Genomic DNA, 26,412 nt, shown 5'->3' on the forward strand with positions numbered 1-26,412 from the left:
CCACGTGGAGCGTATACGTCATCCGATCCCCAGCAAAGGTTTCATTTAATGCTCGATCTTTGACTTGCAGGTCCTTTAACTTCGCCTGGTTAGATTCTTGGTATACCGTCAAGGTATAGCCTTGCGTCGTTTTTCCATCCTCCGCCGTCACGAGAATCTCGATCGGCGTCGGACTGCCGTCCGTGTTCAACGGCACCGTTCGGGTGCTCGTGCCTGGCTGGGCATCGTGACCTCCAATCTTCACCATTGCTTTCGGATCTTCCGCTATAGCGGTGACATCCACACTCGGGGTTCCCTTCACCACGTGGAGCGTATACGTCATCCGGTCTCCGGCAAAAGTCTCATTTAATTGTTGGTCTTTGACTTGCAGATCCTTGAGTGACGCTACGTTAGAACCATTACCTATAAATTCAATGGGTACATCGGTTTGTCCACTATTATTTCTTCCCCAGGAAACAATGGTGCCATCTGCTCTCAATGCAAGAGAGTGATTCGTTCCAGCCGCTATTCCCACTACATTTTTTAAACCTTGAGGAATATCTGATTGATTATAAGTGTTATCTCCCCATGCGAGTACAGTTCCGTCTGATTTCAAAGCAAGACTATGACGAGCACCTGCTGCAATCATTACAATCCCATTTACCTCTGCTGGTACTGTACTTTGACCGTAAGAATTCCAACCCCAAGCCCTTATCGTTCCATCAGACCTTAGTGCTAGGGAGTGATGGCTACCTGCAGCAATAGCAACAACATGGGTTAAATCACTAGGAACACTTACTTGATTCTCCAAATTTCTCCCCCATGCAACGACCCTACCATCAGCTCTTAAAGCAAGCGAGTGAGCATATCCAGCAGTTATGGAGTTAACTCCGTCTAAACCAATCGGAATATCTCCTTGACCAAAAGAATTACTTCCCCAAGCTCTAACCGTTCCGTCGCTTAATAGTGCTAAAGAATGATGAGCACCTGCTGCTATTTGTTTGACTTTCCCTAACCCAGTTGGAACCTCAGTTTGACTATTAGAGTTAGAACCCCACGCTTTAACTTTTCCATCAGACGAAAGCGCTAGGGAATGATCAAACCCTGCCACAATAGCCGTTACATTGCTCAAATTTAGAGGGATCTCTTTTTGATTTTTGTCGTTACTTCCCCAAACAACCACTGAGCCATCCTTTTTAATCGCCAATGAATGTTGGCTTCCACCATCAATTTTCTTACTGTTGTTAATGGCATCTTGAACAGTAAGTGTTGCTGCATAAATTGTAGATAGATTTAGATTTATCATGAGTAACGCTAAAACTAAAAAGTACGTAAAAAACTTTTTTCGCATAAAATACCGGCAAGGTACCACGTGTTGCCCAATTAGAAGTAGACAAGAAAAAACGATGTGTCCATGGATCACATCATTTTTATTCCCCCACTCAGACCTGCCCCTCCCTCCTTCTATGAATTCAATCTGGCAAGAAAATATCTTTCCTATCGTAGGCCTTATTTCTTCTTATCAAAAAAAACACTATCTTGATACCTCTCATCCATTCCGTAGCTCTGCTGAATCATCATTTTCTTCCTTTCCGCTCCCAAACGCTCACGGATCTTCTCTTGAAGTGGTGGGATAAGGCGAGTAATTTCCTTCCGAAGTTCTAGTATTTCAGCAAGAAGAGACTTAATTTTTTTCTCCTCAGCCTCTAATATGACTGGCTTTTTGTTGAATTGTTCAATTTCACCCAGGATCACTTCACATCTTTCCACACTCTCCAAAAAACCTTCAGGATCCTCAGCTTGCAGGCAAGTTAGCTGTTTCTGCGTCTCTTCTTTAAAAGCTTCTAAACAAACCTTCTTCCCCTCAAAAGGACTACCTACCATCCTACTGTCCCGTTCCGGCTTTAACCAATTTAAGTGCCTGGGCCCACGTATCGCGGAACTCCTCCGCATAACCGGTTACTTCCTCAATTATAGCTCTATCCTTACTGATATTAGCCTCAATCAGTCTTCTGAGCATATAATCGTAGAGCCTTGCCATGTCATTAGCAACGTCATATTCCATTTTCAGTGTATATAAAAGCTCATTAATGATATTCTGACTCTTGATCAAATTTACATTGACCTCTGATATATTTCCTTTATCTAGCTCTATCACGGAAAGCTTGAGAAACTTAATTAACCCATTGTAAAGCATTAATGTTAATTCCCCAGGTGTGCTTGTTTGAATTCTTTGTTGTTGATATTGGTATGCCGCCTGATTCATAACCATCTTTTAAACCCCTCCCCCAAATAGCTGCATTAAATAAGAAGATTGTGAATTGTACTTGCTCAATGCTGTTTCCATAGCAGCAAATTGCTTATAATAATTACTTTCTTTCCGAGTCAAGTTTCTATCTTCGACATTGATCCTGGATTGTGTTTGCGTCAGGAGCAAACCAATCGTACTTTGGTCATACTGCGTTTTTCCGGATACCCCCGCTTTTTTTGTGAATTTAGTGAACTGCTCATCCAAATCATCCATTAAGCGATTAACGATCCCTTTGCTCTCCAGCTTGTCTCCTGATTGAGAGAATAGATTCATCACAGCATCGGGGTCTTCTTCCAGAACCTTTTTCAACTTATCTTCATCGATGGATAGCTTCCCTCTGTCCTCTAAGCTGTTTGATTTAATTCCTATTGAAGCAAGAGTATTGTATGAGCTACCATTAGCTACCGAGGAAGTCACGTAAGACCTCAGTTTATTGGTAATATCCGATAAAATTGGATCATTGCGCAAAAGTCCGCTCTTGGCTTTTTCCTCCCACTTTTTGATCTGGTCTTCGGTTAAATTTTCTTTATCCTCATCAAGTAAAGGCTCATAGGATCGGTTAACAGGCTCCGAAATCGTCTTCTGCAGCTTCTCTAGCAACTCATTATACTTATCTACAAAAGCCTTGACGTTTTTTACCGCTTCGTCGACATTACGAGAAAACGTAAGACTGCTGGATATATAATTGCCGGATGCATCAACTGTAGGTTTTTTGATCGTATAATTAACGCCCATTATGTTAAAATCATTACGTGTAAAGGTATTAATTTCATTTCCATCAAATACGATCTGAGCATTTCTTCCCTGTGTCGTTGTGATTCCAGACCCGTTTGCGGATACTTCTGCTCCATAGCCCAAGGAAGCATTACCACTGACCTTGATGAAACTTGAGCCACCCGTAGTCTCTGATCTAAAGCCAATTCTGCCTGTCTCATCAGCGAAGGCCCCAACCTTACTAGCGAGGGGCGAGCCTGAAATGGATTCGTTCATTGCCTTCACCAAGTCTTCAGTGGAATTATATGTACGCTGTGGAATCGATAGATTTGTAGCCCCTCCTCCCAAATCAATAGTGAGGGTATTATTAGTACTGTCAATTGTTACAGGTGTCGGTGAAGCCGGGTCAATAACCGTGGTTCCTGTCACATACGCACTCGAGCCGAATCCAAGTGTCTTACTGAGAAAGTCCTTTCCCTCCGCAGAGCTCCCGCTAAAATCAATCTTAGTTGCTGCTCCAGTATCCTTTGTTTTTAATATGAACTGCTGAAGATTTTTGTCATATATAGCTTGTAGTCCAAGGCTTTTTCCCGATGTATCTTTTGCTCCATTTAGCTTGCTTACCACATCGTTTATCGTATCTGTTGGTTTGATTGCAATATCAGCACTAAGGGTTTTCGGATCATCTGGATTGGTCGTTACGGATAGTTTTAGCGTCGTCTCTGCCGAAAGAGCTCTTGCTCCTAAGTCGGATAGTTTTTTGGTTGGATCTAGGTTTACCTTATTACCTTTTAAAGTTGCCGATTCCGCTAACCCTTTCACCGTCATGTTATAGGTTCCCGCTATAGCATCACCGGTAGCTACAGCCGATACAGCATCAGACTGGCTGGATTGGACATTAAAAGTATTGAAGGTCTTCGAAAGCCTCATGTCAAAGAGGGTCTTGCTCCTAAACGTAAATAAATCAGTATTCCACTGCCGATAGGCCTCGCTCTGCCAGAGCATCTTCTGCTGCTGCTTCTTCAGACGATTAACGGGCAACCTTTCCGCAGACATCAATTTCTGAACCAAGGAATCCGTGTCCATTCCTGATGCCATACCGGTTATGCGCGTCGGTGAAAAAGGATTGATTGTACTCATTTCTCCACCCACTTTCTACTAAACCTTTTTATCTAAAAATACTCCGATCATATCCTTCAATTTGGCCTCCAAGTCCAAAACATGCTTAGGTGGCACTTCCTTTACCACTTCCCGGGTCACCTTATTTTCCAAAACGGCATACCACTCTCCGCTTTTTTCGTGAAATTTTAAAGCTAATCCTGTGTTTAGGCCGTCCAATATCTTGTTAATAGACTGTTGAGTTTGCTCTCGTTCTTTTTCATCCTCCAACTTCGCTTCTTTCTGTTTTTGTGGGAGGGCATTTCCCCCCATCTCTTCCTTCTTACCTGAAGCGACAGCGTCGGAGGCCGGAGGGTTGTCTGACGATGAGACTATACGAGTACCTGTCTCTGGTAAGCTTCGAAAATGACTACTGTTTGAAACTATAGGACCAATGGACATCATTACACCTCCCCGTACAATATAACTATAGGTATAGTATCGGATGAATTAAAATAAATCTTTAGCACCAGCAAAAAAAAGAAAAGCCTCACGGCAGCGCGAGACTTCTTTTAATTGGATTCAGAAAAATAACCCACCACTTTTTTTACGGCCAAAATTACATCACAAATGTCTTGTTTACTCATCTTTGGAAATAGAGGGAGAGTAATCATCCTTTCATAGACGGCATCGGTCTTAGGGCAGGTTCCAAGTGGATACCCTAACCTTTGGTAATAAGGCTGTCTATAGATCGGAATATAGTGAACATTCACCCCAATATTTTCTGCGCGCAGTGCTTCAAACACTGTTCTCCGATCCGCTGTAAGACGATCCAACCCTAGCTGAATAACATAAAGATGCCAACCTGATTTAGAATAGAGATGCTGATAAGGGCGCCGTAATAGACCTAGCTCTTCCAGCTCGACAAATGCTTCATCGTATCGTTTTGCAATCTCTCTTCTTCTCTCGATAAATTGTTCCAGCTTGGCTAGCTGTGAGGATCCTAGAACAGCCTGTAGATCGGTCATCCGGTAGTTGTATCCTAAGGACTGCATCTCATAATACCAAGGGCCTTCTGCCTCCATCTCTAGCTTAGACGCATCTCTCGTGATTCCGTGTGAACGGAAAAGACGCAGCTTTTCATAGAATTCTTCAGAATTCGTGACAATCACTCCACCCTCCGCGGTCGTAACAGGTTTGACCGGGTGGAAGCTGAACATCGTCATGTCCGCCACGGCACCCACCGGATCACCTGAGAAGGAAGCCCCTAAGGAATGAGCCGCATCCTGGATGTACACTAGGTTATATTCTTTAGATAAGTTCTTATACGCTCTCATATCGACGGGCTGCCCAGCAAAATCGACAGGGATTAACGCCTTAGTACGTGGGGTAATCCTTTCTCGTACTTTTGCAATATCCAGCAAGTATGTTCTTTCGTCGACATCAGCAAATATAGGGGTTCCTCCTTGATAAAGGACACAATTACTACTCGCCACAAACGTCAACGGACTTGTAATGACCTCGTCTCCTGGCTCAATTCCCGCAGCAAAGCAGGCTCCATGTAAAGCAGCCGTTCCGTTAGAAAAAGCGACAGCATACCTCGCCCCACTGATATCTGCGATGGCTTGTTCAAATTTATCAATTTCTGGTCCCTGCGTAAGGAAAGGACTTCTTAGGATTTTCGTAACAGCCTCGATATCCTCCTCATCCACCCACTGGCTTCCATAAGGCAGAAAGGTCTCCCGCACCGGACGACCTCCAAAAAGCGCTAATTTATCCAAGTTTGACTCCTCCTGTGCAAAAAGCCATCTACATCAGATGGCTTGTGCGTATCCATTCTCTTGTGCGGCGAATTCCTTCTTCCAAATCCACTGTAGGCTTCCAACCCAACAACTTTTCCGCCTTTTGATAGTTACATAGAAGTTTCTGTATTTCGCTTTGCGGATGGATGTGCGGAACATGTTCAATCAGAACTTGACCCTCCGAGATTAAATCAGCCAGCTCGTTCACGCTGATATCCCGTCCCAAGCCGGCATTGACAATTTCTCCATTGACCTGGTCTGAATAGCCAGACTCTACAACGAACCTTGCGCAATCCTCCACATAAAGCAAATCACGAGTTTGAGTTCCTTCACCGTAGATCTTCAACGGATCCCCTTTCAGTTGATTCCGGATAAAGATAGCGACCACTCCACCTTCTCCCCCCGTTTTTTGAAATGGACCATAGGTGTTGAATGGACGCACGACGGTTACTGGCAATCCGTAAGCGCAATAATAGGATAAGGCCATATTTTCAGCGGCAATCTTGGCACCCGCATAAGGGGATGCTGGTTTGGTTGGATGAAGCTCAGTAATTCCTTGTTCTGCCATGGATCTTTCATAAACCATACAAGTGCTCATGAACACGATCTTTACCAGTTTTTTACGGCACTGCTCCAAGACATAAAAAGTACCCAGCGTGTCATTGTTAAAGGTCGTGCGGGGATCATCAATGGAATCTTGCACATTGATTGAAGCACCAAGATGATAGCAAATGCGAAATTGGTTCTTTTCAAACAGCTCGTCCAGCAATTTTTCGTTTTTAATATCGCCTACAATGAATTCTCTAAAATTCGGGTGGTCAACAAACTCATCTAGGTTTTCTTTCCGGCCATTAGACAAGTCGTCCAGCACCCAGACCGCTTGGCCATCATCCAACAAGCGCTTGACCACCCAGCGCCCAATAAAGCCGGCTCCACCTGTTACTAACACATTCATGTTCCCTGCTCCTTTTTAGATATCAGAGTCATACCAATTCCCAAGTCACTGGCGTTCCTTTAGAGACATCACGGCTGACTTTCCTGCCTAGCAGCCTATCGTAATATTTAGGTGGCAGCCCGAGGCCTGGGCGGATACTTCGAAGATTTTCTTTTGTAAATACCTCACCTGCCTTCATGTCCTTTGCCACATATAGCGAGCGGCGATGCTTTAAAGAAGGCTTTTCCTTTTCACCTGGGCCGTAGCTTACCCTTCCCAGCGATTGAAAGGCCCGTTCCGTCTCAACTACCAGAGCCTCCATTTCCAACGGTTCCATGGAAAAGGCAGCATCTACCCCTCCTTCACTCCGAGCAAGGGTGAAATGCTTCTCAATCACAGTTGCCCCTAAGGCGACACTGGCTACAGCAACTCCGACTCCCATCGTGTGGTCAGATAATCCAACCTGACAACCGAACAACTCTCGTAAATGAGGAATCGTTAAAATGTTGCTATCCTCTGGTGAGGCCGGATAGGTGCTTGTACATTTAAGGAGGACCAACTGATTGCATCCTGCATCACGTACGGTTCGAACCATTTCATCCAGCTCCGCCACCGTTGCCATCCCAGTAGAGATGATCACAGGCTTCCCGGTTGAAGCAACCTTGCGAATTAGGGGAAGATCCACATTTTCAAAAGAAGCAATCTTATAACAAGGCACATCTAAGGATTCCAAGAAATCTACAGCTGTTTCGTCAAACGGAGTACTGAAGGCGATCAACCCTAGCTCCTTGCAACGATTGAAAATGGGCTTATGCCATTCCCAGGGAGTATAGGCTTGTTGGTAGAGCTCATATAAGGAATGCTCCTTCCACAGGCTGTCCTCATCATCAATATAAAATTCCCCTAGGGAAATATCCAGCGTCATCGTGTCTGCCGTATAGGTTTGCAGCTTCAGCGCATGAGCTCCAGCCTTAGCCGCAGCCTCAACAATTGCCAAGGCGCGTTCAAGGGACTGATTATGGTTCCCTGACATTTCTGCAATAATAAAAGGCCTGTGACCTGAACCAATGATTTTTCCGGCAATATTTATTTCTCTCATAAGCTCCTGCCTCCTTTCCTAAAAAGCTCGAACAAGGGGGGGCTCTTGATAGCCCAAGTCCCCGTCAAGAAACCGATCGACGATATCATTGTCAAAAGTATCATAAATCAAGCGCAGATGCTGCGGTGTCCAATCCCGGGCGAGAAAAAGCTTTCCGCTGGATTTTTGAGGAACTGCCTTAACAGCTTCTCCCCCTTTCACCTTGTCCAAGATCTTCAATAAATCTTGAGCTACCTGCCAAACTGCCCGGCAAGCCACATCGTGAATGCCATCTCCCCGCATTAATTCGGGAACAGAATGATGGAGGATATCCCCTGCGTCCAGTCTTGAGCTTAGTTTATGAATGGTCATCCCCGCCCAATTCGGCTGCAGAAAATAAAACGGCCAAAAGAGCGTAATCGCCCCCCTATACCAAGGAGAGAGACCGCCATGGATGTTCCAAGCCTGCTCGGGCATCACTTCCAGGAGATCATCGGAAAGCTTGTGTATGCCATAGCTCAATACAATATCAGCTCGCTGGCCTACAATCCAATTTCTCACAGGCAAACTATTGAGTTGTTCAGAAGATGTTTCGTGAACAGGAACGCCATGGAATGCAGCGATGTCGTGTTGCTCTCCAAACATACGGTACTCTGCCTCATCTCGGTCACGAAAATGACGAAGAAAATTTCTTCGATCGGATTCATTTAAACCGTCCGGCGGAGCTGGAGTAAAATCCTCCCGCTGTTCAAGGAGCAACCCCTGAAGAAATCCTGATTTGTATAAGCTTTTGGCAATAAATAAGTGTCGCGGATGCGACCCGGTTAATAAAATGACTTTCATGTTCATCCGCCTTATGTAGTGGTTGGCCCAAGCAAAAGGCCCTTATTCTTAAGCAGTTTCACGATAGGCAGCAAATCCAATAAGCTGCACCCATACTTTTCAGCAATATCCAAAAGAGAATGCTCCCCGTCAGCATAATTGAGAATCATCAAAATGCGGTTCAATTGCTCTCTACCGTCGATCTTTTCGTTACTGGACAACCTCATGGAAAGAGGGGAATTCATATCTGGATAGAGTCCGTGCTTGTCTAGCTTGACCTCTCCGTATGGGCTTTGATTGATATACATTCCTTCCCATTCAAAAGCTTCGAGTATCGTTTCCAATTCATTTACACTTTGATAAAGAGCTTCAATCGTCATGGTCTCTTTATCGTCTAATGAATTATGATATCCTGGATACTCCCCATAGACCATCCTCGACATTTGTCCGATAGGCAAATTAAAGCCTGGCGAACAGTATTGGCGCTCATCTGAACCGTGAAGCGGGGTAAAAGGCCGAATCGATCCCAAGACCTTTTCTCTTCCAAATAGGTGCTTGACCACCCGGTCTATTGGTGACTGTTCCCGCCGACTGAGCTTGTAGCTAAGTCGCTTAACCCCTCCCAGGCAGGTCAATACAAAACCCCCTGCCACCTTGGCCTTGAGCTGGTCTCCAAACTCGCTTAAATACGCAATGCTGCCGATCGTTTCCGGTACAAAAACAAAGCGGTACGTATAGCGGCGCTTCTTCCAACCAGCTAAACGCTTATAGAGCAGAGTAGCGACCAATGGCCCGCTTAATTCGTTATTCGCCAGGGAAGGGTGGCACACATAGCTGCTAATCAGCACTTCTTGGTCGCTTTCTCCCGGAAGAATGGCATGGGCAAAATTTAATTCCCCATCGACTAGCTCACTATCTATATAGGCATGATATTCCCCCGACTCTAACCGTTCGTACTCTTGATGTGACAAACAGAACCCCCAACGGCGCTTATAATAGGAAGTGACGTAAGGAACAGCCTCAGGCAGGTGGGGAATCGTGTATAAATGTACTTTCAGTTCATCCAATGAAAGTCTCTGATTTACAGGAATACTGTAATTGACCACATGAAGATTGCTATCCCCAAAATTCACGATTTTTTGTCCCTGCGGCCCTATCAGCCAAGCCTCGCGAATCCGCCATTCCGGAGGAATCGTCCAGTCAAACACCTCTTTCCCGGAAGGGACGCCATATACCTCTAGCGGCAAATGCTCACCCAGAATGGAAAGGGTCTCTCGCAGCCCAGGACCTGTAATGCTTCGACAAATCGGAAACAATCGGTCGAAGAGGGCATCCAGCTGTTGTAGTTCTTTCTCCCTGTTCTCCAATCTCTCAATCCCCTTTCACGTTCATGAGCAAATCATGCGCATATCGAACCATCTTCTTTTCTCCTTCCTGTCGGAGGAATGGATAGTCATCCAAGGATTGTCCATTGGCCTCGAGCAAGAACCATGTAAAACTGTCCAATCCTACAGCCAAGCTCAACGTCGACGCACCGCCGAAACGCGGATTAATTTCAATGATGTGCGGCTTTCCTTCCGCGTCGATCATAACCTGCATAACAATATGCCCGTATAGCTGTAGGCCCTCCACCAAGCTGGAGCAGAGCTCTTCGAGTTCAGGATGGCGGCAGGTAACAGTAATTTGAGATTCCCCCTGCACCACAAGCTTTCGTTTCCGAACGACAACACCTTTGGTTTTCCTTTTCTGGTCAACATACAGATCCACACTATACTCTTCTCCCTTAATATAGGGCTGAAAAATTGGTTCAGACAAACCTTGGGCGTGTTCAAGTGCCTGTTCTCTCGTCAGATTTAGGCCTATGCTAAGAGAACCCGCACCAAATCTCTCCTTTACTACAAAGGCTTCCTCTCCCATGTCTTTGATTTCCCTAGAGGTAGGAATAATGGGATAGCAAGACTGAAGCCGCTCATAGAACGCTAACTTGTCCAAGCAACTTTGGATTGCTTCTACCTCTGAAATCATGACATGGATACCCTGCTCGAGGAGCTCCTGTTTATGGCAGGCAAAGAAAGGAAGTTCTCCATCCCTGGTCGGGATAATCTGACCAATTCGATTTTGTTTGCAGTACTCTACCAAGTGATCAATAGAAAGCTCTTCAATACGAGGCATAGACCAGAATCCATCTACAAAATGCCGACCAATACAGTCTTCATTAAGGTCCGCTCCGAAGATTTGAACTGAGCCTCCTCGTTTCTTGCTTGCGTGTCTCACCGCCTGCAGTAACGGAACTTTTTTTGAAATGCTGGTTACTAGAATATGTCGAGATGGCAGCGACTCATCCGTCTGAACCATTTTTCTCTTTTCGAACTCAATCATTTCCGGAATGGCATTTTCTAGTTGTCTGGTCGGAGTCCAGCCCGTCAGACTTTTAAAATATTCCATATTGGCCTGTGAGGCCTCATATGGAATATCCATGGTTCCTTCTATCGTTTTCATGTCAGGGAAGTGCTTGCGCAGAACCTCGAGCACTTCCTCTACTCTACGGGCCCTGTCATTGCCCAAATTCACCACGCCTGTAGCCTTGCTTTCAGCCAGTCTAATGAGACCTTCTGCTACATCCTCGGCGTAAATATAATCAAACATTCCTTCTTTATTGTAGACCTGCAGCTCCTTGCCTTGAAGAAGGGATCGGATCCAACGCGAGATGACATCCTTAGAATTTTTTCCATAAACCCGAAAAATACGGGCACTAACCGTATCGAATCCCGTTGCATCAAACCCCTGAAGGAAGCGGAGCTCAATTTCGTGCAATAGCTTAGCCACGCCACACAGGTTGCGAGGATAAATCACATCTGACTCCTGCAGCCGATAGGCTGTTTGGGCAGGGTCAGGAAATTGATACTGCTCAGGATCATAAATCAGATAGCTGGACGCAAAAATGACCTTCGTTAAAGAAGGACGATCCTTGAGGCAAGTCATCAAGTGATGGCTCAGCCGCACGTTATGGTGGTCATTTTCAGCCCAAAACTCCCAGGTTTCGACCGAACGTTCAAAGGTAGCCGCCAGATGAAAAAAGTACTCAGGAGCAAAATCCTCCAGTTCATCCTTCGAAATAAAGTTCAGATCCCCTTGCCAATAGCGGATTATCCCAGGCCAATGGCTGGGACGGGGCTTCAGATCCCCCACCATTAGGATCGCTCCTTGCTGGTGCAGCCGCTCGACCAACGCTTGGCCGATAACCCCAGCTCCTCCGCTTACAAAAACCCTTTTATTTTTTAGCATTGTAATACTCCTTTAAATAGCCATGTATTAACGAATCCACCAGTCTGCTATCCGCCCAAGCGTGCTGTTTCATTCGCCCTTCCAGACAAAATCCTGCTTTCTCAATCACGGCCAAATGATGCGGGCGGATATCAAACGTTTCTGTAAAGAGGCGATTCAAACCAATATCTCTAAATGCTACCTGTTTCATTAACTCCAGAAAAACAGCAAAATCCACCTGATACTGCTCTACAGCATGAGTTCGTGCTGTATCGAGGAGAAAGGAGATTTCCGCCCTTTTCGCTGCCCAATCCACATTAGTTAGCCCACCATAGCCGATGCACTGATTATCTCGCAGATAACTAAACAAAATCAGTCGTGGGTTCTCGTGGTCAAATGAAGGTTTAATCGCTTCCACATAATACCTTTTCTGTCCTTCATCGGTCAGCTTCGCATTTTGCCTTAATACCTCCATCTGTTCATTACGCCATTCTTTAATCAGAAGAATATCTTCTTCTCGGATGGGGACAACTGTATAAGGTTCGATTGAAAATTGTTGCTGGCTTAAACATCGGTAACGCATCTCGTTTCTCCCTTTAGACCACAGGCTTTTGCTCAATATGGACATTGATTTTGGCCACTTCTGGATGATCCCGCAGGAAGTCGACAACCTTTTGCGCACAAACAAGCATATCATCAGCAAAATGATTGGCCACCTCCTGCAGCATGGCATAATCCTCCGAAGTATCTAGCGTAATTCGGAATTGGGGATATCGCATAGACCTGGGTGCTTCGAAGGAAGCAGCTTGAAATTTCTCTGGGTATTCGTAAGCGTAATAGGTAACGTGCTCACGGTGGCGCGGTTCATAGCCGTGCTGGTGGATATAATTCAATGCTTGGAAAGAAAACATTTCAGAAACGAGTCCCCTCGGCAGCTCTCCCTCTACTCTTACGAGATCTGAAGGATGCTTCTCCATGGTTTCCATAATCTGCTCCATCAGATGGTAATCAATGAAAGGACAATCGCTTGTTACGCGAATAACATAATCTGGCTGCCTCTCTCTAGCGCATTCAATATATCTCAAAAGCACATCATCCTGAGAGCCCCGAAAGCATGAAACCTTTTTTTCTCTACACCACTGTTCAATCGCCTCATCCTCCGGCAGCGTTGAGGTCGCTACAATCACTTCAGATACCTTTTCAACCGCCTGACAACGAGCTACCACATAGGACAAGACATCGGTTGTTCCCAATGGTCTAAGTACCTTACCTGGCAGGCGGGTTGAGCCCATGCGCGCTTGAATGATGATAATGGTTTTCATAATTCCACCTTAACCCTTTCTTCAAACAGCCGCAGTGCCCGTGCAACCACCGCATCCATATCATAATAGCGATATTCAGCCAGTCGACCAACGAACAAAACTTGTTTGAAGTCCTTAGCCAATGCTTTATATTGTTTATACAACTGTTGATTTTCTTCTCGTGGGACCGGATAGTAGGGTACATCTTGCCCAGGCATGTCCCTTAAGTAGGCCTGAGGATACTCTCTGACAATCGTGGTTGCCTGATGTTCTTGCCCGGTCAAATGCTTAAATTCGGTAATCCGAGTAAAAGAATAATCGTTTGGATAGTTCACTGTCCCCACAGATTGATAGGATGTCTTCTGGACTGTTTCAAATTCAAAACGAAGGGAACGATACGGCAACTCGCCAAATCGATAATCGAAGAACTCATCAATCTTTCCGGTATAGATAAGCTTACCGTAGAAAGGCTGGCCAAATAGATGAATAGATTGAGTAGCGTAATCAATATCCAATACTTCGCGGTAGTCCGTGTTAAGCAATACCTTAATATTCGGATGCCCCAGCATTCGCTGGAATAGCTTCGTATAGCCCTCCTTAGGCATTCCCTGGTAAGGATCCTGGAAATAACGATGGTCTTTTGAAATATAAACAGGCACTCTTCCTGTTACAGCCGGATCCAGCTCATCCGGCTTCCAGCCCCATTGCTTCGAGGTGTAATGTAAAAATACCTTCTCATAAACATAATCGGCTAAAAACCGCAAATCCTCATCTTCCGCTTCACGTAGCTTCAGAATGGGCACTTTTACATTATACCCGAATTGCTTAATAAGCTTTTGCTCCAGTGATTGAGCCAAGGAATTTGGCAACAAGGCATAAAGCGTTTCTAGATTAAACGGAATCGGAACTTGTTTACCATCGATCACACCCAGGACTTGGTGATGATACAAATACCAATCCGTAAACCTCGACAGATACTCCCAAACCTCTTTCACCTTCGTATGGAAAATATGGGGGCCGTATTCATGAACGAGTACACCGTGTGAATTGTAGGTATCATAGGCATTGCCGCCAATATGGCTTCTTTTCTCGATGATCAGAACTTTTTGATTCAATTCGCTAGCCATTCTTTCCGCCAACACAGAGCCAGCAAATCCCGCGCCTACAATAATACTATCGAACATAGTGTTCTCCCTCACAATCAATTTTTTATTTTTTTTCCAAGCGCTTTAGAAGCCAAGGCAATACGGGGAGCAGAAACAGCGATATTACAGATGTCAGAAGAGTGGACAATCCTGCATATAAACTATTCTTCCATCTCCGGGTTTGTATTTGTAGGGGGCTCAATTCCCTCAATTCGGAAACCAGGTTGCACATCCATCGCTTTTTCCCATTCAAAGTCAAAGAGAATTCGAGCACATTATGAAAGCCTGCCCCTGTTAAGTTACCGACTGGAACGATAATTGCATCGAACTCCTTAGACTTTAGCTCATTTACTGGCTGCTTGGCACTAAAGCTCCCTTTAAAAGGGTACACATATACCCGGTCAATGTCCCTATATTTTTCCACCAGCTTCACCCCATGCTCATGAGCCAAAAGGTTAATCCGATGATCAGGAAACAGCTCTTTTATCACGGGTAAATTTTTATCCAGCTGCTGCAAGCTGACAGATCGGATGATCAATAACTCTTTCATCTTCTTGGCTCCTGACCTTTATCTAAAAAAAGTAAACGAGAGATTAAACGGCACCCTTAGATTTTCTGCAATATGCCGTGAAACGGGCTTTCGCTTTTCCTTAAGCTTATCTGCATGGAAGAACGCTGAACACATCGCTTTGATATAAACCATCGTTTTTTGCTCCATGGAATAGTAAAAGCAGTCATAAATCAAATTTAGGGTCTGCTTAACCGCCATATCTAAAGGGTAGTTTTTCCAAATGAGCCAGAAAGCATTGCGTGTATAATAGAAGGGCGCCCGCCAAGAGGCGCGGTTCGTCGGTGAAAACTTATGGTACGCTATGATATCCGAGAAAAATTCGATCTTATACCCGGAATCTAAAATACGAAACGCGGAATCCAACTCATTATTATATAGAAAGAATTCTTCTGGATAATAGCCCACTCGCTTGAACACTTGCTTGCGAACCCCTGCTCCGGCGCCATTAAAGGACATTAGATAAGAACTGGATGCTGCAGGAGCTGCAATCTCTTGTTCGTTTTTTATTTCATCATAATTATAGTAATTTCGCACATCAAAAGCCACCACACCGAGCTCTGGATCTTTTTCAAACCGTTCTACCATCCGGCTGATGGCATGCTTCTCAGGAAACGAATCATCATCAATAATGACAAGATACTCACCCTTAGCATTTTCAAATCCGATGTTATACGCCTCAATGCCAATGTTTTTGAACATTTTTAAAAGACGAACCTTTGGAAAATCTACTTCAATCATCTCGAGCGTGCCATCCGTTGAACCGTTATCAACAACGATTATTTCCAGATTTTGATATTCAATGTCCCGGATGCGGGTCAGGCTTTCCCGGACGTCATCCTTGCGGTTCCAGGAGAGCATGACGATGGTTACGAGGGGGGAAATCATATTTTCACCACCTAAACTGAAAGTCAGACTATTTTATTTAAAATATACATACTTTGATTTTAGCAATAAAGTATAATATATAATAGATCATAAGTTGCATATTTATGATGTCATAATATTATAGAAACTTTTAGAATGAAGATGTTCAAATACCTCTAGAAAGTAGGGCAGTCCCATGATTCTTAAAGATATATACAATATGCAGGAAAGGAATTGGCGTCAGCAGTACTTAATTGATGTAATTAATCAATATAACGATAAAGAAGTAGCTATCTATGGTACAGGCTCCCATACAGAGTGGTTACTAAGTAAGCTAGGATCACAATCAAGAAAATTATTAGCACTGGTAGATCAGAATTCATCTTATTTTGGAACTTTAAAATTCGATCTTCCTATTCACTCTCTAGAATATGTTATAGAAGCTGGTGTAAAAGCCATTGTTATTTCCTCTAGCTTTGAGCAAGAAATCTACGGGCGAATTAAACATATTGAAAACCAAGGAATAAAAATTATTCAGTTGTATTCACACGAGATACTTGATACCAGTTCTACATTTATAGTAAATCGAATCAAAGAAACATGTGATGGACTTAATATTCACACATTCATAGATCGACGTAAACGAAGTGAAAAATTACTTGTAGTACTAGCTGGGTACAAAGAATATCTCTGGCCATTTACTCTAGAGCGAATTGCACATTATGCACCGAAAGATCTGGACGTCTGTCTTACATCTTCAGGCCTATACTCCCAAAAATTAGCTGACATGGCAGAACGCAACAATTGGTCGTACTTATACACCACATTAAATGAAGTTTCACTAACACAGAATTTAGCAATTTCAAATCATCCTGATGCAAAATGGATTTACAAAATGGATGAAGATATATTTATTTCAAACCAGTACTTTGAAAATTTACTCTTAGGCTATCAGCGTATTGACCAAGAAGGATTGTATAATCCAGGATTTGTAGCCCCTCTAATTAACCTTAATGGTTATAGTTATATTTATTTCCTACAAATGTTTGGACTAGATAAGGAATATAAAGAAACTTTCAAAGAATTGAGTCATGCTGCAAATGGAATAAAATGTCACTATAGTCCAGAGGCTGCTCGTTGGATATGGAAGAATAGCTTACCAATAAATAAGATATCACGAATTGTTACCGAAAAACCCTTTTCCTATTCAGTAATTCCACATCGTTTCAGCATCGGAGCTATACTACTAAAACGTGATTATTGGAGTAAATTAGGAGGTTTTAAGGTGTCGGTTCAAGAAGGTATGTTAGGTGTTGACGAGGAGGATTTGTGTAGAAAATGTGTTGAATATTCGAGAGTAATGTGTCTCGTTCATAACGTTTTTGCTGGTCATTTCTCCTTCTTCCCTCAAGAAAAGGCAATGAAAGAATTCCTAAATGAAAACCAATTTAGTTTCTAAGATAATAAGTTTATTCACTTGGCTAAGTCCTAATTAATTAACTATAGAGGTTCGTATTCCGAACCTCTATTATGCATATATCCATAAAATCCTTTTAAAATACTTGAAATAATATGTTCAAGTTACGAAAATAGGTCTTTTGTTTCAGTAAAGTTATCGTATTTTCTTTAAAGCATAACTATTAAATCCGTTTACCTCCAGGGTGATAAATATGAACTTCCATTTGTTTATATTACAAAACTCATGCACAGCCTCAATAACACCAAATCGACGATGATATACATAATCCCATTTGGCGTAATCATGCCCCGCAATTATTCCGTCTTTCTTTACTTTAGATTTGGATACTTCTAATTCTCCTTTAGGACTTCATAATCATGATGAGTATCAATATATACCCAATCAAAATATTCATTATTAAAGCTATTCAGTACTTCTTTTGAATCTCCTCTAATTACTTCAATTATCCCAGCCTCAATTTGCTTCTTGAATCTGTTTAACACAGAAACATATTTTTCTTCTTCATTTTCCCATAAGTCTATTAGATATAGTTTCTTTGGATTATTGGTTTCTAATATTTTCTCAGCAAAGTCACCCAAAAAAACGCCTACCTCTGCAACTATACCGTTTTTAGGAAGTCTTCCTAACAATTCATACCTATCAGTTAAGGGTTCACATCCTTCCAAATGTATATCTTTTAGGCTATACGTTGGATAACCAGGATCAATTAATTCTTTTGGATCGACTAAAAACTGTTCAATTATTTGAAAAGGTATATATTTCGCCTCATCTATACTTGAAATATATTCATGCGCATCAACAAAACTAGTTCCTACTATAACTAAATACTTTTTTAGAAGTTCTTCATTCCCTATTAACGCTTTAACCGGTATCCCTAGTAGTTCACCCACCTTATTTGGATCCTTATCTATAAAGCAAACAATATTCTAAAAGCCTGAAAAAGCCTTGTAAGCCCTTATTCCACCATAACCTGCACCATAAATAATAGCCTCTTGCATATTCGTCCTCCCTCACACAAATAGATCTAAGTTTTTTACAGAATTTTCACAGAAACCTGCTGGCCTTTGCTAACATACCCAATAAATTCAAAACTTTTTCCAGACTCCTCTATAAATTCTATAAACGCTTTATACTCACCGTTTTTCCAATTAGGAAAATTAAAAAACTCATCAAATTGAATGACAGTGCCAGAGACGATTCTGTCTCCAAGCTCTTTGAAAATAACCTTAGTGGAAGAATATAAATCACAGTCTATATGGATAAAAGCACACCGACGAACGTCGTCGCCTTTAAACAGTGGTAACGTGTCATTAAACCAACCTTTTACTAATTTAACATTTTCATTTACAACTGGGAGATTAGATAAAGCAAAAGTACCTTTTTCGAATCCCGGCATCCAGGTTTCAGGTAATCCCTCAAAAGAATCAAAACCTATAATTTGTTCCTGCGTTTTGAGTGAGGAAATAAAATTTATCGACACTCCCTGAAATACTCCGAATTCAAGGAAACTTCCAGAAAGAGAAACACAGTTTAAAGATTCTTTCAACAGTTCATACTTATCCTCAAACTGCCTAACATCCATCATATTTTCTAGAACAAAATTTGCAGTCTCTTCCAATGAAATTTTGTATAACTGCATGTTAATATCTTGGCAGTGACTAATAAAATAATTGTTTTGAATATATTCAAATTGCATTTTTAAGTGGGCATCTATATCAGCCAATACAAGTTCATAATTTTTAGTCTGGAATCCATAAGTTTCAAGCTGTTTTGCTACTTGTTTCGTGTCGGTTAATGAAACTAATACTAAACAACAAGAAGGATCGTATTGCATTAGAATATCTGGCGAAGTAACCTTCACATTCTCGATCAGCTCATCCCATTTATTAGGATCGTTATCTAGAATATTAACCGTTTTTACATCAAGCTTATTTAGTACCTTTATTGTTTCACTACCACCTTTTCCTGCACCAAAAACAAAAACCTGCTTTTCTCTTAATGTAACTAGCCTTTTCAAACAATATTCCTGTATTAGATAGTATAACATTAGAAAGCTCCTCTACAATTAATATTAACGTTAATACAAGTTATAACCTTTCTTATTTAGTATTCTCAAAAACTCTTCTACACTGAAGCAGCCGTTCTGTATACAAAAGTCCCATTGTTGAACGCATATATGACAAAAGGATTATAATCTGGTTGATTTGATCCTTATTATCCCTTAAGTCTACAACGTTCAGATATTCATCAACTACAACTAACCCTGAAACTTCGGCTGGAGTTTCTAATATATGCGTAGATAAATAAACAATAAAAGTGTTTTCATTCACTTCCTTATGAATATGAGCTAACTGTCTATTAATATCAGATACATTAACATATACTAATTGATAGTCAATCTCTTTATCACGGGCATAAATTCTAATTCTATCATCATTTATATTAATACTACAATCCGCTATAGCAATTATTTGAGTACTTCCATTAATATACAAAGACAGGAGATCTTTAGTAGAGCTCTCACGCTTAAATATTCTATTTTCTGTTGCTTCGCCGAGCATACCATTCAATGCATCTTCATATGCCATAAAAAGCGTATTTGCAACGCTGTGAATCCCTTTTAAACTACCAAAGTACAATGCTTTTGACCAATTGGTAACCATCCATTCTGCTAAAGCTGGAAGCTTGTCTTTATCCAGGTATCTCATAAAAAAGTTGACTTTGTTTCTAGACAAGTAGTATTGCGGAAAAGTAGTATCATGAAAACCAATTCCAGCCTTATGCCACACTTTTGCATTAGAGCAAGCAGTTACCTTAAACCCAGACTTCTTAAATTTGTAACACCACTCAATGTCATCCCAGTGGATAAACAAACTTGAATCCATTAATCCAACTTTAAATATAGCTTCTGTCCGAACCAAAGCACAACACGCTGGAACATAGTCACATTCAATGAGTTCGGGAAGGTTGCAAGGAGACATGACATCCTTATAAAGTGGAGCAACCTCAAACTTTTCCCAATCAATCATCGCACCCATTTCCTGCAGTTGGTTAGGGCTATCCATTTTATAAATGGCTGAACCCGTTACAGCTATTGATTCATCACTCTCCATATTTTCCAATAGGACGTCCAATACTCTTTTGTCTAACCGAACATCATTATCAAGTAATAATATGTATCGGTGCCCACCTTTAATAGCTTCCTCTAATCCTCGATTGAATCCCCCAGCACCGCCTAAATTTTTTGAGTTAATTAGTAAATTGATTTTACTATCAAAACGTTTAGTTACTAATTCTGGCGCTCCATCAGTGGAAGCATTATCAACAACATAAATCTCAAAATCCTGATAATCTAATTCAAGTATAGACTCAATACACGAAACAAGGTATTCCTTCTTATTGTAATTGCATATAACAATTCCAACATTTGCTCTCAAAGGTCTATCCTCCTAGGTTTAACTTTTTTTTAAACTCTTTAAGCTCCAACTGTAATACCGGAAACCAAATATTAATAAATGCTTGATAAACGGCGTCATAATTCTTCAAATTTATTCTATCTTCCTGAGAACTTACAACATTAAAGTAGCTGTCTACATAGAAATCAATATCTTCCCTTATTTCATTCCTAATATTTACAATATGATCCGTAGTTTGACAAAGTAAAACATCCTTACCACAATGGGGGTAATCAGAAGGAATGATATTAACAGTGGGAAACTGCTGCTTGAGTTCCTCTATATTATGCCGAAAAGACCGTATAGTTATCATCATATCTATGCTTTGTGATTTAATATATTTAATCAATACATGCAAAAAAGCACATTCACTAGTCTCGATAACCTCGATAGCCTTATAATTATTAATTATTAAATCCAAGGGATTCCTATAGCTTTCACGGTGATGAATTCTCGCTTCTTGTGCTTTGCCTCGGATTCCTTGTAAACTATCTCTGAAAGAGGTTATTATCGTTTGTGCAATTTTGAACTGACCTTTATAGGCGGAAAAATAAACTGCTTGGAATGCTTCTTTTAGTATTTTTTGCCCAAAGTCATTTAGCTGATCATTAGTTAAATATTTTACAAAGAAGTGAATGCGATTTCTCCAGAAGTAGTAAGTCCCGAAAGTTGTTTGACGATCACTTACGCCCATCTTATGCCAAGCCTTTGATTTACCGTATGCTATAACACGCTGACCCTTACTCTTCATTTTATAAAAGAATTCGATATCATCCCAGTAAATAAAATAACCTTCATCCATCAACCCTGTATTAACGATAGCATCGACCCGTATCATCACAGAACACGCGGGGACATAGTCACAATCAATAATCTCTGGGATAGCTCCGTGGTCATTAGCACCTTTATAATGGGGCCGAATATAGTAATTATTCCAATCTATATCTGAACCCATTTCCTGTAAACACCCAGGTTGATAATATGAATACAACTTTGATCCTATTGCTGCTATATCATCGTGCTCTTCCATATACTCATAAGAAGAACCAATAGCATCAAAATCTAACTCCACATCATTGTCAAGCAAATGAATGTATTTATGCCCATTCTGTATTGCTATTTTTATTCCCGCATTAAATCCACCTGAACCACCTTTATTCTCGCTATTTAGGATCAAGCAGACTGAGTCTTTATATAATTTATTAATCCATTCTACTGAATCATCCTCAGATGCATTATCCACAACATATATTTCAAATTTATTAAAGTTAGATTTAATAACTGAATTGATACAATTAATAACATCATCCCGTTTATTCCAATTACAAATAACTATAGCTACTGGATTAACTATTCTCGCTCACCCCTGATTATATTAATTCATCTAAAGAATTAACTACTATATCTGCTTCATACACTCGATCTAATTGAATCTTCATATGGTCTCCAGTAGGTCTAACCACTCTAATTGTATACATTCCCAATTCCCGTGCCGTAACGAAATCCTTATGTGGATTATCTCCGATGTAAACACACTCTGAAGGTTCAAGGTTTATTCTTTCAGCAATTATTTGATAAGGAACGGGGCTTGGCTTCCAACACTCTCTACCAAGATCATCAGTTACAACCATATGTTCCGTTTCAAACCATTTCGATAACTCTACAGCTTTAATCTTCCTCCATTGCACCCCTTTATCCCCGTCCGTGATAATTCCTCTATTTAAACGTTTAAACTTCAAATAGTTGAGCAATCTTTCAGCATCAGGATAAAGACTTAGATTCTCGGGTACGTGTTGCCGATAGGTATTAACCAGCAATGAGATATCTTTTTCAATACCATACCGTCTACAAACCACATCAAAGATTTGACCACGCCCGTTTTGCTTCCACTCTTCTACCATATCTTCATAGATTGCATGTTCTAAGTGCTCATGAGGATAATTCCGCCTATATGTTTCACTTAACTCCCTTGCCACCGCTCGAAACCCAGACCGTACATAATCGTGCTCACAATATAACGTATCGTCCAAGTCAAAGATATATCCTTTTATATGAGGTTTTCCTCTAAAAGCCACTTTCTCAACACTTCTTTCTCAATGCACTCCTCCTGGAATAAAGAAGGGACAAAAGACTGACTTGGCTTTGCTTCAGAATAATTTCTCGTTTGATCAGCAAAGCTAGATGGAATGATGAACATATCCGGAGTCTCTAGAGCATGTCTTTGCTCATCCTCCGTCATCAATTCCTCATACATTTTTTCACCAGGTCTTAACCCAATCTCTTGAACCTGAATTGGAACAGTAATGTTATATTTTTTAGAAACCTCTTCAATCATCACTTCCACCAAATCAGATATTCTGACAATCGGCATTTTCAGTACGAATACTTCTCCCCCTTGGGCCACCTCATTGGCGTGCAGCATGAGAGAAATAGCTTGAGAGGGAGTCATCATATACCGTTGAATATTCCTACTTGTTACAGTAACTACGTGCCTTTCAAGAATTTGCTTTTTAAATAGCGGAATCACCGACCCCCTTGACCCCATCACATTCCCAAACCGAACAGAGGAAAAAATCGTTGATTTTGGTCCCTTCTGATACTCCGCAGCAGAAATCAGTCTTTCCGCCATTAATTTGGTTGCTCCGTAGGTGTTCGTTGGCGATATGGCTTTATCCGTACTTGTAAACAAAACCTTTTTTACTCCGGCCTGTATGGCTGCCTGAATGACATTTTGTGTTCCGATCACGTTAGTCTGAACCGCTTCAAAAGGATTGTACTCACAAGCCGGAACATGCTTCATCGCTGCAGCATGAAAGACGATATCAATTCCTTCCATCGCCCGTAGTACCCTCTGATAATCGCGCACATCCCCAATTAAATACCTTAGGTTCCGATGTTCATACATCTCCTGTTGCAGTTCAAACTGTTTATGCTCATCCCGGCTAAATATACGAACAACAGTTGGATGCTCCTGAAGAACTCGCCTTACCAGATACTGGCCAATCGTTCCTGAACCACCAATAATGAGGATCTTTTTGCTTTTATACATAGTAATTGTCTATAAACTCCTTCCCACTCTCCCAACTTGAATTACTATAATAGTTTGGGACCATCTTCTACCTATTAGCAGTTACAATTTTTATATCTACACTGTCTTTTATTGTTTCCTGCATCTCCCTAAAAATAGGATTCACATGATCTAGATCCTTTTTACACCCATAAAGAAATTTCCCAAACTCCCCTATCACCTTTTCAACCTTATTAGGAAGATTATTCTCAAAACGAATTTCCGTAATATGTTTCGTTAGAAGTTCCAGTTGAACACGATTCATCGGCTTTAAAAATACCAAGAAAAATGAATTGTTCATGATGCGACGGATCACTTTATCGAACTCGGTAAATTTCTTTTCTAATTTATTAAGCTTATTATTTCCCTTCAAACGATTCATGTCTATGAATAATTCATCAACCTGGTTTAAGAGTTGAAGTAATTCCTCATACTCAGTCTCCATAAGTTCAGCTTGCTGTCTGATCGTTCGCTTGACAGAAAGCAGATCCGACTTAAACCACTCTTCCTCGACCACTTTATTTTTCAGCCTATTGTAGATAACTTCCTCCAATGGCTGAAAAGCTGTTCCGCGGATCCTTGCTCCACCCTTTGTTGTATTAATTACTTCATATCCCGCATGGTGACTAAGGTGCATTTCTAGTTCCGTACGCATCCTGTTGAATTCCTCGCTTGTATTAACTAGATTGCCGTAAACATCCTCAACAAGATCGGTTTGTTTTAACTGGTGCTCGTAGGGTTGATAATCTATTCCCGTTGCATAATACTGATTGTTTTTGAAAGCTAGGTTCTGTCCAACTAATATGATAGGTGTGCACTCCATTTTGATTAACAATTGCAAGGTAACTACAGCTATCGTTGGTGCATCAAATATCACTTCATCAGACGGTACATTATTGATATAGAATGGAGTAATCGTATCCTGATTCATAGTCATATGAAGCAGAGGACCCGTATAGCGCTTAACAGTTTCGGAACAAACACTTGTCCCATAGATTAAAGGTATCGATTTGATCTCTTTGGAGACCACTTTTTCAAACACATGGAAGTTATGCGGCTGCGGATCATAGGTACAAGCGGCATCGGGAAAAATTCCGTATTCTACTAAAGCATTAATCGCCGAGCCAACAGAAAAAATATAGGCCAATCCATTCTCTTTAATGTATCTCAGATTTACGATTTCTTCTTGAAGTGATGGCCCCGCCGCAACCAGAATCGCTGGCTTCTTCTCAAAATATCTTTTTTTCTCAGTGAGGATATTGGGCGTAAACATTGTCTGACTAAAATTCAGCATGCTATTGATTGTCCAAAGCTTTTCAAAGGCTTGATCTGCATTCATTGAAAACTGCTTCGTGCTAAGCAGTTCTGTGAATTCGTTTGTAAAGTCTTCGTATGTTTCGGAAAATGCCCTCTCATAGCCAGGTAGTGGAATAAATAATACCTTCTCTTTCACTTGCTCCAAAAATTGCTTAAAAAAACGTGCACGATCACCTTTTTCCAATTCGATGTATATGTCTTGCAAGAGTTTACCCCATTTTTCTCTTAATGACTGGTTGGACAAGAAATGATAGAAAATCGTCCCGTTTGGTTCATAAATGGTGAAAGGTAAGTTAAACTTTTTAACAAACCTTTCGATGTGATAACCCAAACCCGTACCATAAAATAATACGTGTTTGTATTTCCTTAGTTCCTCTTCACTATATTGATTTACAAACCGTTCTGCTTCATTTAGTGGATCATACTTGCTATGTATGAAGTAGCTTTGTTGATCTCGTTCAACACAAATTGTTGGAAGCCCACTTCGGCTATCCTCAATTTTAACCCCGTTATCCAGACCTTCTTCTTCCAAACGTTTCATCTTTTCCCAAACCAAGGGGTGATTTCGTTTAAGAATTTGTATATTATCAATCAATATCATCGCATTATACCTCTTGAACGACACTTGTTTTTAGTTTGTTTAGAAGTTGCTCCAATAATGGAACAATCTCATAAGTTAGGATATCCCCCACCAGAGTGAAGTCAGAGCTACTGACCGCTTCTTCAAGTTTCGCTAGCTCGTTCAACACTTTTTGATTTATGGTTAGAATTTGCTCCAAATTATCATTCAGTTTTTGATTCCCCTTCATTAATGAAAACGTATCGCTTATCCACTGCAATCCTTCTAAGAACTGCTCAAACTTGCCCCATGTTTGATTATTAGGTCCTTGATAAAATTCATCACTTAGACCATTAAGCTCAGGAATGGCCCGTTCTAGATAATCTGCAGTTGACTTTAATATTTGATTTCCCATTTCCTCAATGGTTTGCAACACAACTTCAATTATTTGTATGCTTTCTATCCGCTCATGAATATATCCATTATAGTCCTCAAATACCTCTATACCATCTATAATCATTGAGCTAAGAGAGAGATTCGAGTCTCTTGTTAATTGACCAATTTCTTTGAATAACTGTTCAAGCCCCTTTACCTCATTAGGGATGATAAAACTTTCTCCTAATAGCTTTACGAGCACACAAATTCCTCCGA

At 41.3% G+C, this 26,412-nt stretch carries 25 protein-coding genes; 1 reads left to right on the plus strand and 24 read right to left on the minus strand.

From position 1 onward, the window contains the following. The 16 genes from EIZ39_RS19715 to EIZ39_RS19790 form a co-directional block, all read right to left on the minus strand. On the minus strand, positions 1 to 1,330 hold a 1,330-nt coding region (locus tag EIZ39_RS19715; RefSeq protein WP_205668598.1), incomplete at its 3' end, for a cadherin-like beta sandwich domain-containing protein. A gap of 158 nt (positions 1,331 to 1,488) precedes the next feature. Further along, complete coding sequence (locus tag EIZ39_RS19720) at positions 1,489 to 1,863, minus strand: flagellar protein FliT (protein ID WP_129202032.1); 375 nt, start codon at positions 1,861 to 1,863, stop codon at positions 1,489 to 1,491. A 1-nt stretch (position 1,864) separates the two neighbouring features. Then, positions 1,865 to 2,251 (minus strand): flagellar export chaperone FliS, encoded by a 387-nt coding sequence (fliS, locus tag EIZ39_RS19725; protein ID WP_129202034.1) that lies wholly within the window; start codon positions 2,249 to 2,251, stop codon positions 1,865 to 1,867. Positions 2,252 to 2,254: 3 nt separating this feature from the next. Continuing rightward, positions 2,255 to 4,144, minus strand: a complete 1,890-nt coding sequence (gene fliD, locus EIZ39_RS19730; protein ID WP_129202036.1) for a flagellar filament capping protein FliD — start codon at positions 4,142 to 4,144, stop codon at positions 2,255 to 2,257. A gap of 18 nt (positions 4,145 to 4,162) precedes the next feature. Further along, positions 4,163 to 4,567, minus strand: a complete 405-nt coding sequence (locus EIZ39_RS19735) for a flagellar protein FlaG (RefSeq protein WP_129202038.1) — start codon at positions 4,565 to 4,567, stop codon at positions 4,163 to 4,165. A 107-nt stretch (positions 4,568 to 4,674) separates the two neighbouring features. Beyond that, positions 4,675 to 5,883, minus strand: coding sequence for a UDP-4-amino-4,6-dideoxy-N-acetyl-beta-L-altrosamine transaminase (gene pseC / locus EIZ39_RS19740; protein WP_129202040.1), 1,209 nt, complete (start codon positions 5,881 to 5,883; stop codon positions 4,675 to 4,677). A 28-nt stretch (positions 5,884 to 5,911) separates the two neighbouring features. After that, a complete protein-coding gene (locus EIZ39_RS19745; protein WP_129202042.1) occupies positions 5,912 to 6,859 on the minus strand; it encodes a dTDP-glucose 4,6-dehydratase in 948 nt (315 codons plus the stop codon). A 28-nt stretch (positions 6,860 to 6,887) separates the two neighbouring features. Next, a complete protein-coding gene (pseI, locus tag EIZ39_RS19750) occupies positions 6,888 to 7,937 on the minus strand; it encodes a pseudaminic acid synthase (RefSeq protein ID WP_129202044.1) in 1,050 nt (349 codons plus the stop codon). An 18-nt stretch (positions 7,938 to 7,955) separates the two neighbouring features. Next, the gene (locus tag EIZ39_RS19755; RefSeq protein WP_129202046.1) at positions 7,956 to 8,759 is read right to left on the minus strand and encodes a formyltransferase family protein; all 804 of its coding nucleotides are present in this window, start codon (positions 8,757 to 8,759) and stop codon (positions 7,956 to 7,958) included. An 11-nt stretch (positions 8,760 to 8,770) separates the two neighbouring features. Continuing rightward, positions 8,771 to 10,105: a DUF4910 domain-containing protein gene (locus tag EIZ39_RS19760; protein WP_205668599.1), complete on the minus strand. Its 1,335-nt coding sequence runs from the start codon at positions 10,103 to 10,105 to the stop codon at positions 8,771 to 8,773. Positions 10,106 to 10,109: 4 nt separating this feature from the next. Beyond that, positions 10,110 to 12,023 (minus strand): NAD-dependent epimerase/dehydratase family protein, encoded by a 1,914-nt coding sequence (locus EIZ39_RS19765; RefSeq protein ID WP_129202048.1) that lies wholly within the window; start codon positions 12,021 to 12,023, stop codon positions 10,110 to 10,112. Beyond that, complete coding sequence (locus EIZ39_RS19770; protein ID WP_164985186.1) at positions 12,010 to 12,585, minus strand: GNAT family N-acetyltransferase; 576 nt, start codon at positions 12,583 to 12,585, stop codon at positions 12,010 to 12,012. Before EIZ39_RS19770 ends, EIZ39_RS19765 begins: the two co-directional genes overlap by 14 nt. Positions 12,586 to 12,598: 13 nt before the next feature. After that, complete coding sequence (locus tag EIZ39_RS19775) at positions 12,599 to 13,324, minus strand: cytidylyltransferase domain-containing protein (protein WP_129202052.1); 726 nt, start codon at positions 13,322 to 13,324, stop codon at positions 12,599 to 12,601. Further along, entirely contained in the window at positions 13,321 to 14,487 is a 1,167-nt protein-coding gene (gene glf, locus EIZ39_RS19780) for a UDP-galactopyranose mutase (RefSeq protein WP_129202054.1), read from the minus strand. Before glf ends, EIZ39_RS19775 begins: the two co-directional genes overlap by 4 nt. A 25-nt stretch (positions 14,488 to 14,512) precedes the next feature. Next, complete coding sequence (locus EIZ39_RS19785) at positions 14,513 to 14,998, minus strand: glycosyltransferase family 9 protein (protein ID WP_129202056.1); 486 nt, start codon at positions 14,996 to 14,998, stop codon at positions 14,513 to 14,515. Positions 14,999 to 15,016: 18 nt separating this feature from the next. Then, on the minus strand, positions 15,017 to 15,904 hold the full coding sequence (locus EIZ39_RS19790) for a glycosyltransferase family 2 protein (RefSeq protein ID WP_129202058.1): 888 nt from the start codon (positions 15,902 to 15,904) through the stop codon (positions 15,017 to 15,019). A 175-nt stretch (positions 15,905 to 16,079) separates the two neighbouring features. Here EIZ39_RS19790 and EIZ39_RS19795 point away from each other — a divergent pair, with 175 nt between their 5' ends. Continuing rightward, positions 16,080 to 17,342, plus strand: a complete 1,263-nt coding sequence (locus tag EIZ39_RS19795; protein WP_240675884.1) for a hypothetical protein — start codon at positions 16,080 to 16,082, stop codon at positions 17,340 to 17,342. A gap of 350 nt (positions 17,343 to 17,692) precedes the next feature. On the opposite strand, the gene EIZ39_RS27120 is transcribed toward EIZ39_RS19795, so the two are convergent. The 8 genes from EIZ39_RS27120 to EIZ39_RS19835 form a co-directional block, all read right to left on the minus strand. Further along, positions 17,693 to 18,253 carry a class I SAM-dependent methyltransferase gene (locus EIZ39_RS27120; RefSeq protein ID WP_205668600.1) on the minus strand — a complete coding sequence of 187 codons (561 nt, stop codon included), beginning with the start codon at positions 18,251 to 18,253 and terminating at the stop codon, positions 17,693 to 17,695. A gap of 143 nt (positions 18,254 to 18,396) precedes the next feature. Then, entirely contained in the window at positions 18,397 to 19,410 is a 1,014-nt protein-coding gene (locus EIZ39_RS19805) for a TylF/MycF/NovP-related O-methyltransferase (RefSeq protein ID WP_129202060.1), read from the minus strand. A gap of 52 nt (positions 19,411 to 19,462) precedes the next feature. Beyond that, complete coding sequence (locus tag EIZ39_RS19810; protein ID WP_129202062.1) at positions 19,463 to 20,800, minus strand: glycosyltransferase family 2 protein; 1,338 nt, start codon at positions 20,798 to 20,800, stop codon at positions 19,463 to 19,465. Positions 20,801 to 20,804: 4 nt separating this feature from the next. Further along, positions 20,805 to 22,172 (minus strand): glycosyltransferase family 2 protein, encoded by a 1,368-nt coding sequence (locus EIZ39_RS19815; RefSeq protein WP_129202064.1) that lies wholly within the window; start codon positions 22,170 to 22,172, stop codon positions 20,805 to 20,807. Positions 22,173 to 22,188: 16 nt separating this feature from the next. Beyond that, positions 22,189 to 22,848 (minus strand): HAD family hydrolase, encoded by a 660-nt coding sequence (locus EIZ39_RS19820; RefSeq protein ID WP_240675885.1) that lies wholly within the window; start codon positions 22,846 to 22,848, stop codon positions 22,189 to 22,191. Between the two features lie 17 nt (positions 22,849 to 22,865). Then, positions 22,866 to 23,867, minus strand: coding sequence for an SDR family NAD(P)-dependent oxidoreductase (locus EIZ39_RS19825; protein WP_205668601.1), 1,002 nt, complete (start codon positions 23,865 to 23,867; stop codon positions 22,866 to 22,868). A 67-nt stretch (positions 23,868 to 23,934) separates the two neighbouring features. Then, positions 23,935 to 25,803, minus strand: a complete 1,869-nt coding sequence (locus tag EIZ39_RS19830; protein WP_129202068.1) for a motility associated factor glycosyltransferase family protein — start codon at positions 25,801 to 25,803, stop codon at positions 23,935 to 23,937. Between the two features lie 4 nt (positions 25,804 to 25,807). Continuing rightward, positions 25,808 to 26,398 (minus strand): DUF8042 domain-containing protein, encoded by a 591-nt coding sequence (locus EIZ39_RS19835; RefSeq protein ID WP_129202070.1) that lies wholly within the window; start codon positions 26,396 to 26,398, stop codon positions 25,808 to 25,810. Positions 26,399 to 26,412: the final 14 nt, after the last annotated feature.

The organism is Ammoniphilus sp. CFH 90114, from assembly GCF_004123195.1.
In the GTDB taxonomy this organism is placed as follows: Bacteria; Bacillota; Bacilli; order Aneurinibacillales; family RAOX-1; genus YIM-78166.